Origin of the sequence: Streptomyces populi (genome assembly GCF_002911015.1) — a bacterium.
In the GTDB taxonomy this organism is placed as follows: domain Bacteria; phylum Actinomycetota; class Actinomycetes; order Streptomycetales; family Streptomycetaceae; genus Streptomyces; species Streptomyces populi.
This window is the reverse complement of the sequence record NZ_KZ626906.1, coordinates 35,587-45,260: the sequence shown is the minus strand read 5'-3', so window position 1 is coordinate 45,260 and position 9,674 is coordinate 35,587. Positions and strand designations below refer to the sequence as shown.

Sequence of the window (9,674 nt, the reverse complement as noted above, 5' to 3'; positions counted from 1 at the left end):
TCCACGGGGCCAGGCTAAGCGTCCCGGAGCGGGGAGCCTCCACCTTGGGGAGTACGACGGGTGGCGCCGGATCGGTCCTCCGGTTGACCCGGGCACACCGCGCGCCTCCATACTCTGGGTTACGTGCAGCGCCTCTACGACTTTCTCCGCAGGTACCCGACATGGGTCGACAGCTTCTGGGCCGTCGCCCTGCTCGGGATCTCCTGGGTGAGCATCAGCAACCTCAACGGCGCCGCGAAGGGGTCGTCGTCGATCTTCCCGGCGCTCCCGATCGCCGTCGTGCTGAGCGCGGTCGTCGCGCTGCGCCGCCGCATGCCCGAGAAGATGCTGCTCCTGGCCGTGGCGGCCGGTCTCGCGCAGCTGGTCCTGGACGTCCCGTCGGCGCCCGAGGACTTCGCCATGCTGGTGATCATCTACACGGTCGCCGCGAACGGAGCCCGCTGGGCCTCCCGGCTCGCCCTGATCGGCGGCCTGTGCGCGGGCACCCTCTCCCAGCTCCGCTGGCCCGCCACCGAGGCCAGCGGGCCCGGCGGCGTCTTCATAGCGATCTTCCAGACCGTCCCGTTCGCGCTCGCCTGGGTGCTCGGCGACTCGATCCGCACCCGCCGCGCCTACCTCGCGCAGCTGGAGGAGCGCGCCGCACGCCTGGAGAAGGAGCGCGAGGCGCAGGCCAAGGTCGCGGTCGCCGCCGAGCGCGCCCGGATCGCGCGCGAGCTGCACGACGTCGTCGCGCACAACGTCTCGGTGATGGTGGTTCAGGCCGACGGCGCCGCGTACGTCATGGACACCGCCCCGGACCAGGCCAAGAAGGCGCTGGAGACCATCTCCGGGACCGGCAGGCAGGCCCTCGCCGAGATGCGCCGGCTCCTCGGCGTCCTGCGCACCGGCGAGCACCAGGAGGTCGGCGAGTACGTGCCGCAGCCCGACGTGGAGCAGCTCGACGAGCTCATCGAGCAGTGCCGCACCTCGGGCCTGCCCGTCGACTTCAAGGTGGAGGGAACCCCGCGCCCCCTGCCCAGCGGCGTCGAGCTCACGGCGTACCGCATCGTCCAGGAGGCGCTCACCAACACCCGCAAGCACGGAGGCCCGAACGCGGGCGCCAGTGTCCGTCTGGTCTACTTCGACGACGGCCTCGGTCTGCTGGTCGAGGACGACGGCAAGGGCGCGCCGCACGAGCTGTACGAGGAGGGCGGCGCCGACGGGCAGGGGCACGGCCTGATCGGCATGCGGGAGCGCGTCGGCATGGTCGGCGGCACCCTGGACGCCGGGCCGCGGCCCGGCGGGGGGTTCCGCATCAGCGCCCTGCTGCCGCTCAAAGCGGCCCATTGACACCTGTACACACCCGACCCTCCGAACGACCCTGACGAAGTGAAAGGCCCCCGATGGCGATCCGCGTGATGCTCGTCGACGACCAGGTGCTGCTGCGCACCGGCTTCCGGATGGTGCTCGCCGCCCAGCCGGACATGGAGGTCGTGGCCGAGGCGGGCGACGGCGTCGAGGCCCTGCAGGTGCTGGGCGCCACCGAGGTCGACGTGGTCCTGATGGACGTACGCATGCCGAAGCTCGACGGCGTGGAGACCACCCGCCGCATCTGCTCGGACCCGAACCCGCCGAAGGTGCTGATCCTCACCACCTTCGACCTCGACGAGTACGCGTTCTCCGGGCTGAAGGCGGGCGCCTCCGGGTTCATGCTCAAGGACGTTCCCCCGGGCGAGCTGCTCGCCGCCATCCGCTCCGTGCACAGCGGCGACGCCGTGGTCGCGCCGTCCACCACCCGGCGCCTGCTCGACCGGTTCGCGCCGCTGCTGCCCAACGCCGGCAAGGAGCCCCAGCACAAGGGGCTCGAGCGCCTCACCGACCGTGAGCGCGAGGTCATGATCCTCGTCGCGCAGGGGTTGTCCAACGGGGAGATCGCGGCCCGTCTCGTCCTCTCGGAGGCCACCGTGAAGACGCACGTCGGGCGCATCCTCACCAAGCTGGGACTGCGTGACCGGGTCCAGGTGGTCGTCCTCGCCTACGAGACGGGACTCGTCCGGGCGGGCGGTCTCGGCTGACGCGCGCAGCCGCTTCCCCCGGCCCGCGCCGTACGGCCGGCGGCCGGGTGCGGGGCGTGACCGGGACGTGACCGGCGCGCACTAGGGTCTGCGCATGCTCCTGTGGATCAACGGGCCCTTCGGGGGCGGCAAGACACAGACCGCACACGAGATCCGGCGCCGCCTGCCCGGCAGCGTCATCTGCGATCCGGAACACGCCGGGTTCGGCCTCCACCGCATGCTCCCGCCCGAACTCCGCGGAGACTTCCAGGACTTGGTGTCCTGGCGGCAGGGCGTGGTCGAGGTGCTCGACCTCGCGCTCGGCGAGCGGGACGGCGTGGTCATCGCCCCCATGACGGTCACGGACCCCGGGTACTTCGGGGAGACGGTCGGGCGGCTGCGTGAACTGGGCCACGACGTACGGCACTTCACGCTGCTGGCCGAGCGGGAGACCGTCCTTCGGCGGCTGCGGGAACGGGGCTTCGGGCACCTCGTCGGCCATGTCGCGGGGAAGGACACCCCGCTGAGGCGCGAGAGCTGGGCGGTGGGGCGGCTCGACCACTGTCTGGAGCGACTGCGCGAGCCGGAGTTCGCCGAGCACCTGTGGACCGACGAGACCACGGTCGCCAGGACCGCCGACCGCATAGCGGTCCTCGCGGGGCTGACACTCACGCCGAACCGCGACGGTGCCCTGCGCGGACGCCTGCGCCGGGCACGGACGAGCGTGCGCCACATCCGCCTGGACTGACCCGCCACCACGACGCACCCGCGGCCGGGATCCGGCGCGAGGGGCCGTGCCGGCACATCGACGCCCGTCGCCACCGACGGTCACACCTCATCCGACGGCGACGGGCTGATGCACCGGCACGGCCCCGCCCCACCCACCGGACCGAACCGACCGAGCCGCTCACGGGCGCTCGCCCGGCCACGGGCCCTCAGCGCAGGATCCCCTCCAGGAAGTCGCTGCCCAGGCGGGCCACCACGCCGACGTCGAGCTGGTGCAGCACGTACCGGCCGCGGCGCCGCGTGGTGATCAGGCCCGCCTTCTTGAGCACGCCCAGGTGCCGGGATATCTCCGGCGCGGTCATGCCGTGCGCCTGCGCCAGCTCGCCGGTGGTGTACGCGCTGCGGGCCAGGTGGCGGCAGATGCGCATCCGGACCGGGTGGGACAGGGCGGCCATCCGCAGGGTGAGCTGCTCCACGGAGAGCGGGGCGGTGAGCTCGGTGGAACTGACGGGGTACTGAAGCACCGGCTGCCACCGGTACCGGTGCAGCACCAGCAGGTGCGGACGGCCGAGGCTGGTGGGGACCAGCAGCAGACCGCCGTCCGCCGTGACCGTCGTGCTTCCCTCGGTCAGCTTGTCGACGGTGACGACCCGCGCCGTCTCGTCCAGGGACAGGGCGGAGGAGACGGAGGCCAGTGCCTCGGACAGGCCCTTGTGCCGGAGCAGATCCGTCTTGTGACGGGCCTCCGCGGCGAGCGGGTGGCGCAGCCGGGACCAGGTCTCGGCGAAGAAGGCCTCGTCACAGTCCTCCAGGAACTGCCGCAGCCAGGCCCGCACGCCCGGCGGGTCCACCAGCAGCCGCTCGGTGAACCGCGTCTGCTGCGGCCCCCGCGAGGCGGCCAGATCCACGGCGCGCCGCCGCACCTCGGGGTCGGAGAGGGCGTGCGGCCCCTCGGAGCCGTAGGCAGGCGCGCAGGTGAACTCCAGGGCCGCGTCCACGAACTGCTCGTCCGTGAGCTTGTCCAGCAGGTCCAGGTCCTCGGCGAGCGTCGTGCCCGGCAGCGAGGCCCCGCCCGGGACGCCGGCGCAGGGCAGGAACAGGTCCGAGAACGTCGTACGCCACAGGAAGTCGGCCTCGCACATCCGGTCCGCGAGATGGGGATCGAGCCCGGCGGTCACCCCCGTCGCCCAGCCCTGCAACCCCGGGTGGTGTCCCGGTTCCGCCAGCGTGTGCAGCGCCATCCCCAGCTCGGCCAGCGGCGACGGCACGACGAAGACGCGCTCCGGCCGCAGCCCGCCGATGTCGATGCGCACGCTCATGCCCCCATGGTGCACCCCGCCGCCGACAGCGGCCGCCGTCGATTGACGGCGGCCGTCAATCGGAGCGACAGCCGCCGTGATCAGGCGCAGCCTGGGACGACCGGGGCGGTTCGCGCGGCACTCGCGGATCCCGGCCCCCGTGCCGAGAGGGGATCGGTCATGAGCATCACCCAGCAGTACCTCCTGGACGGCTACCGGGCCGCGCAGCACGGGGAGGCCGCGCCTCCGGCGCCCGGCAGCCACGACCTGGAGACCGCGCGGGAGCTGCGCGACTACCGCCGGTTCCGGGCGGTGATGGCCGGGCGTCCGGCCACCGGCCGCCTGCGCGGAGCCCTGGGCCGGTGGCTGCGCGGCGGCTGAGACCCGCGCTGCCGATTTGTCCCGCTCCTCATGCCGCTGTGGTGCCCCGGGACTGCGCGGTGCCTCTGGCCTACGCGGCGCCCCGGGACTGCACGGCGCCCCCGTACTACGTGGTGACCCGGTCCGGCAGCAGTTCCACGAACGTGCGGACCGCCGCCTTCACGTCGTCCGCCGTCCACTCCAGACCCGGTTCGGCCACCGTGACCTCGGTGTACGCCAGTCCCGGGCCGCCCCGGTTCCAGCCCTGGGCGAACAGCCCCGTCTTCGTCTCCTCCACGTGCCGCAGCGCCGCGTCGCCGAGGACGTCCGGCTCGTACGGCAGCCAGACCTGGAACTGGTGGGTGTGCGGTTCCTCCGGGAACACCCGGGCCCAGGGGACGCCGGCCTCGGCGAAGCCCTCGCGCAGGGCGCCGGCCACCACGCGCGCGTGGGCGACGTACTCCGGCAGCCGGGGCAGCTCGCGCTCCAGGCCGATCAGCGCCGACAGGACGGTCGGGAACTGCTGGATGATCATGCCGCCGTACCGGTGCCGCCAGGTCTTCGCCTCGTCCACGAGCGTCCTCGGTCCCGCGACGGCGGCACCGCCGAAACCGCCGAGCGACTTGTAGAACGAGACGTACACGCTGTCCGCGAGGCCGGCGATCTCCGCCAGGGGACGGCCGAAGTGCGGGACGCACTCCCACAGCCGGGCCCCGTCGACGTGGACCACCGCGTCGCGCTCCCGGGCCGCCTCCACGACCTCGGTGAGCTCCTCCCAGGTGGGCAGGACGAAACCGGCGTCCCTGAGGGGCAGTTCCAGCAGCAGCGCGCCGAACGGCTCGGGGAAGTCCCGTACCTCCTCGGCGGTCGGCATCCGGGGCTCGTCGGTCAGACGGACCGGACGCAGACCGCTGACCTGGCTGAACGCCTGCCGTTCATGGACCTCGGGATGGCTGAGGGCGTGCAGGGCCACGGTCGGGTCGCCGGTTCGGCCCGCCCAGCAGCGCAGCGCGACCTGCTGGGCCATGGTCCCGGTCGGGAAGAAGACCGCCGCCTCCGCGCCCAGCAGCTCGGCGACCCGCTCCTCCAGCCTCTCGACGAGGCCGTCGCCGTACATGTCGACCCGTTCGTCGAGGTCGGCCACCGCACCGGCGCCCTCGCTCAGCCAGTCCAGCCGTTCGCGGAGCGTCAACTGGTAGCCGGGCCGCCACAGGACCCGTCCGGCCGCCTTCCAGGCCGCCGCCCGCCGCTCGAACCGCTCCTTGGGGGACAGCTCCGCCGTCTCCCGTTCGTCCCGCTCCGCGGGTTCCGTCCCGCTCCGTGCCGCCGTATCGCTCATCCCAGGATCATGGCCCGAGCCGCCCCTCCCGGTCACCCCGAAATCCGCGTCCGCCGTGACCTGCGCGGATCCCGCTCGCGCGGCCGGTGCGCGGGCCGGCCGGGCGGCCCGGGGAAACCCACAGCCTGTGGATGGACGAACGGCCCTCCAGCCGATCGCGTTAACATGACGAGAAATCGTCCGGTACCCCGAGCGGACTGGAACGGAAGGCCGCCGTCGAGTGAGTACACATCCCCAGCCAGAGCCCAAGGACCGCCCCGCGCGGCTGACCGTCGGCGTCGTCGGCGCCGGCCGTGTCGGACCCGCGCTCGCCGCCGCGCTCCAGCTCGCCGGACACCGCCCGGTGGCCGTCTCCGGCGTCTCCGACGCCTCCCGGCGGCGTGCCGCGCAGCTCCTGCCCGACGTACCGCTGGTGTCCCCGGCGGAGGTCCTGGAGCGCGCCGACCTCGTGCTGCTGACCGTCCCGGACGACGCGCTCCCCGGGCTCGTCGAGGGACTCGCCGAGACGGGCGCCGTCCGCCCGGGACAGCTCCTGGTGCACACCTCCGGACGGTACGGCGCGCGCGTGCTCGACCCGGCCCTCAGGGCGGGCGCGCTGCCGCTGGCCCTGCACCCCGCGATGACGTTCACCGGCACCGCCGTGGACGTCCAGCGGCTCGCCGGATGCTCCTTCGGGGTCACCGCCCCCGAACAGCTGCGGCTGGCCGCCGAGGCCCTCGTGATCGAGATGGGCGGCGAGCCCGAGTGGATCGCCGAGGAGTCCCGGCCGCTCTACCACGCGGCCCTCGCGCTCGGCGCCAACCACCTGGTGACCCTGGTCGCCGAGTCGATGGACCTGCTGCGCACCGCCGGTGTCGAGGCCCCCGACCGGATGCTCGGCCCGCTCCTCGGCGCCGCCCTGGACAACGCGCTCAGGTCGGGCGACGCGGCCCTGACCGGACCCGTCGCGCGCGGGGACGCGGGCACGGTCGCCGCGCACGTCGCCGAACTGCGCGAGCACGCCCCGGAGACCGTCGCCGGCTATCTGGCGATGGCCCGCGCGACCGCCGACCGCGCGCTCGCCCACGGACTGCTCAAGCCGGAACTCGCCGAGGACCTCCTGGGAGTACTCGCCGCCGGGACGGACGCGACCCAGGGGACCGAGGGAGACACCCGATGACCACCACCCTGCTGCGCACCGCCGACGAACTGTCCGCGCGCGCCCGGACCGGCCGCAGAGCCGTCGTGATGACCATGGGCGCCCTCCACGAGGGCCACGCCACCTTGATCCGCACCGCCCGCGAGATCGCGGGAGAGGAGGGCGAGGTGGTCGTCACCGTCTTCGTGAACCCCCTCCAGTTCGGGCAGGGCGAGGACCTCGACCGCTACCCGCGCACCCTCGACGCCGACCTGAAGATCGCCGAACAGTCGGGCGCCGACGTCGTGTTCGCACCGTCCGTCGACGAGGTCTACCCCGGCGGCGAGCCCCAGGTCCGGATCTCGGCGGGGCCGATGGGCGAGCGCCTGGAAGGCTCCGTGCGGCCCGGCCACTTCGACGGCATGCTCACCGTCGTCGCCAAGCTGCTGCACCTGACCCGGCCCGACGTGGCCCTGTTCGGCCAGAAGGACGCCCAGCAGCTCGCCCTGATCAAGCGCATGGCGCGCGACCTGAACTTCGGCATGGAGATCCTCGGCGTCCCCACCGTGCGCGAGGAGGACGGGCTCGCCCTCTCCAGCCGCAACCGCTACCTCTCGGCCGAGGAGCGGCGCACCGCGCTCGCCCTCTCCCAGGCCCTGTTCGCCGGCCGCGACCGGCACGCCGCCCAGGAGGCGCTGCGCGCGAGGGCCCTGGAGGTGCCCGCCACGCGCGAGCGCGCCGAGGCCCTCAGCGCCATAGGCGAGTCGCGGGCCGCGGCCGACGCGCACGCCGTCGCCAAGGCCGTCCCCGGCTGGCCCGGCGGGGTCCGCTCGGCGGCCCGGCTGGTCCTCGACGAGGCGGCCCGCCTGCGGCCGCCGCTCGTCCTCGACTACCTCGCTCTCGTCGACCCCTCCGACTTCACGGAGATCCCGGACGACTTCACCGGCGAGGCGGTCCTCGCCGTCGCCGCCCGGGTCGGGACGACCCGGCTGATCGACAACATTCCCCTCACCTTCGGAGCCGCCTCGTGACCGGCAAAGGCACAGGTTCAGACACCGCCACTGGCACCGGCATACGCCTGCACGCCCCAGCCCCCGGCTGGGCCCTGACCGCGGACGTCGTGGTCGTCGGCTCCGGCGTCGCCGGGCTCACCGCCGCCCTGCGCTGCGAGGCCGCGGGACTGCGGACCGTCGTCGTCACCAAGGCCCGCCTGGACGACGGCTCCACCCGCTGGGCCCAGGGCGGCATCGCCGCGGCCCTCGGCGAGGGCGACACCCCCGAGCAGCACCTCGACGACACCCTCGTCGCGGGCGTGGGCCTGTGCGACGAGGAGGCCGTGCGCACCCTCGTCACCGAGGGCCCCGACGCGGTGCGCCGGCTCATCGCGACCGGCGCCCACTTCGACGAGTCCTCCGAGGGCGACCTCGAACTCACCCGTGAGGGCGGCCACCACCGCCGCCGCATCGCGCACGCGGGCGGCGACGCGACCGGCGCCGAGATCTCCCGGGCCCTCGTCGAGGCGGTCCGCGCGCGCGGCCTGCGCACGGTCGAGAACGCGCTCGTCCTGGACCTCCTCACGGACGCCGAGGGCCGCACCGCGGGCGTGACCCTGCACGTCATGGGGGAGGGCCAGCACGACGGAGTGGGCGCCGTCCACGCCCCCGCCGTGGTCCTCGCGACCGGCGGCATGGGCCAGGTCTTCTCCGCGACCACCAACCCGTCCGTGTCCACCGGCGACGGCGTGGCCCTCGCCCTGCGCGCGGGCGCCGAGGTCTCCGACCTCGAGTTCGTCCAGTTCCACCCGACCGTGCTCTTCCTCGGCGCCGACGCGGAGGGACAGCAGCCGCTGGTCTCCGAGGCGGTACGCGGCGAGGGCGCCCACCTGGTCGACGCGGACGGCGTGCGCTTCATGCTGGGACAGCACGAGCTGGCCGAACTGGCGCCCCGGGACATCGTCGCCAAGGCCATCACGCGCCGCATGCTGGAGCAGGACGCCGAGCACATGTTCCTCGACGCCCGGCACTTCGGCGCCGCCATGTGGGAGCACCGCTTCCCCACGATCCTCGCCGCCTGCCGCGCCCACGGCATCGACCCGGTGACCGAGCCCGTCCCGGTCGCCCCGGCCGCCCACTACGCCTCCGGCGGCGTCCGCACCGACGCCCGGGGCCGCACCACGGTCCCCGGCCTGTACGCGTGCGGCGAGGTCGCCTGCACGGGCGTCCACGGCGCCAACCGGCTCGCGTCCAACTCGCTGCTCGAAGGCCTCGTCTACGCCGAGCGCATCGCCGCCGACATCGCGGCGTGCCACGCCGAGGACGGCCTGCACGCGCGCGTGCCCGAACCCGTCCCGCACCCCGAGACGCCCGCGCACCCGCTGCTCGCCCCCGAGACCCGCTTCGCGGTCCAGCGGATCATGACGAGCGGCGCCGGTGTGCTGCGCTCCGCCGAGTCCCTCACGGCCGCGGCCGAGCAGCTCCAGCGGCTGCACGCCGAGGCGCGGGACGCCCTCGACGAGAACGGCAAGACCTCCGAGCCCGGCGTCGACACCTGGGAGGCCACGAACCTGCTGTGCGTGGCCCGCGTCCTGGTCGCCGCCGCCCTCCTGCGCGAGGAGACGCGAGGCTGCCACTGGCGCGAGGACCACGCCGACCGGGACGACGAACAGTGGCGCCGCCACATCGTCGTACGGCTGAATCCCGACCGGACGCTCGCCGTCGGCACCACCGATACCGCAGACTTCCCCCCGACATCCCGGCAGCCCCACCCGGCGCCCCCGTCCCGTCCCCAGGAGCAGTGACCGA

9 protein-coding genes are annotated in these 9,674 nt (G+C 74.0%); 7 read left to right on the top strand and 2 right to left on the bottom strand.

The window, feature by feature from the left end; translation table 11 throughout:
- Positions 1 to 123 precede the first annotated feature (123 nt).
- The 3 genes from CW362_RS28290 to CW362_RS28280 all read left to right on the top strand — a co-directional run bounded on the left by CW362_RS28290 (position 124) and on the right by CW362_RS28280 (position 2,781).
- The gene (locus CW362_RS28290) at positions 124 to 1,329 is read left to right on the top strand and encodes a sensor histidine kinase (protein WP_103552436.1); all 1,206 of its coding nucleotides are present in this window, start codon (positions 124 to 126) and stop codon (positions 1,327 to 1,329) included.
- A 53-nt stretch (positions 1,330 to 1,382) separates the two neighbouring features.
- Entirely contained in the window at positions 1,383 to 2,054 is a 672-nt protein-coding gene (locus CW362_RS28285) for a response regulator (RefSeq protein ID WP_103552435.1), read from the top strand.
- 94 nt (positions 2,055 to 2,148) lie between these two features.
- Positions 2,149 to 2,781 carry an AAA family ATPase gene (locus CW362_RS28280; RefSeq protein ID WP_103552434.1) on the top strand — a complete coding sequence of 211 codons (633 nt, stop codon included), beginning with the start codon at positions 2,149 to 2,151 and terminating at the stop codon, positions 2,779 to 2,781.
- 187 nt (positions 2,782 to 2,968) lie between these two features.
- On the opposite strand, the gene CW362_RS28275 is transcribed toward CW362_RS28280, so the two are convergent.
- Positions 2,969 to 4,078: a DUF5937 family protein gene (locus CW362_RS28275; RefSeq protein WP_103552433.1), complete on the bottom strand. Its 1,110-nt coding sequence runs from the start codon at positions 4,076 to 4,078 to the stop codon at positions 2,969 to 2,971.
- A gap of 159 nt (positions 4,079 to 4,237) precedes the next feature.
- Here CW362_RS28275 and CW362_RS28270 point away from each other — a divergent pair, with 159 nt between their 5' ends.
- The gene (locus CW362_RS28270) at positions 4,238 to 4,438 is read left to right on the top strand and encodes a hypothetical protein (RefSeq protein WP_103552432.1); all 201 of its coding nucleotides are present in this window, start codon (positions 4,238 to 4,240) and stop codon (positions 4,436 to 4,438) included.
- 106 nt (positions 4,439 to 4,544) lie between these two features.
- Here CW362_RS28270 and CW362_RS28265 read toward each other — a convergent pair whose 3' ends face one another.
- Positions 4,545 to 5,756 carry a threonine aldolase family protein gene (locus tag CW362_RS28265; protein WP_103552431.1) on the bottom strand — a complete coding sequence of 404 codons (1,212 nt, stop codon included), beginning with the start codon at positions 5,754 to 5,756 and terminating at the stop codon, positions 4,545 to 4,547.
- Positions 5,757 to 5,976: 220 nt separating this feature from the next.
- Between CW362_RS28265 and CW362_RS28260 the strand changes: the two genes are divergently transcribed.
- The 3 genes from CW362_RS28260 to CW362_RS28250 are packed head-to-tail and all read left to right on the top strand — an operon-like array spanning position 5,977 to position 9,670.
- Positions 5,977 to 6,915: a Rossmann-like and DUF2520 domain-containing protein gene (locus CW362_RS28260; RefSeq protein ID WP_103552430.1), complete on the top strand. Its 939-nt coding sequence runs from the start codon at positions 5,977 to 5,979 to the stop codon at positions 6,913 to 6,915.
- A complete protein-coding gene (gene panC, locus CW362_RS28255) occupies positions 6,912 to 7,904 on the top strand; it encodes a pantoate--beta-alanine ligase (protein WP_103552429.1) in 993 nt (330 codons plus the stop codon). The genes CW362_RS28260 and panC overlap by 4 nt, the downstream gene beginning before the upstream one ends.
- Positions 7,901 to 9,670: an L-aspartate oxidase gene (locus CW362_RS28250; protein WP_103552428.1), complete on the top strand. Its 1,770-nt coding sequence runs from the start codon at positions 7,901 to 7,903 to the stop codon at positions 9,668 to 9,670. Before panC ends, CW362_RS28250 begins: the two co-directional genes overlap by 4 nt.
- Positions 9,671 to 9,674 lie beyond the last annotated feature (4 nt).

Coding starts and splice junctions, on each gene's coding strand:
- CW362_RS28285 (WP_103552435.1), top strand. CDS start 1,383: ATGGCGATCCGCGTGATGCTCGTCGACGACCAGGTGCTGCTGCGCACC.
- CW362_RS28280 (WP_103552434.1), top strand. CDS start 2,149: ATGCTCCTGTGGATCAACGGGCCCTTCGGGGGCGGCAAGACACAGACC.
- CW362_RS28275 (WP_103552433.1), bottom strand. CDS start 4,078: ATGAGCGTGCGCATCGACATCGGCGGGCTGCGGCCGGAGCGCGTCTTC.
- CW362_RS28270 (WP_103552432.1), top strand. CDS start 4,238: ATGAGCATCACCCAGCAGTACCTCCTGGACGGCTACCGGGCCGCGCAG.
- CW362_RS28265 (WP_103552431.1), bottom strand. CDS start 5,756: ATGAGCGATACGGCGGCACGGAGCGGGACGGAACCCGCGGAGCGGGAC.
- panC (WP_103552429.1), top strand. CDS start 6,912: ATGACCACCACCCTGCTGCGCACCGCCGACGAACTGTCCGCGCGCGCC.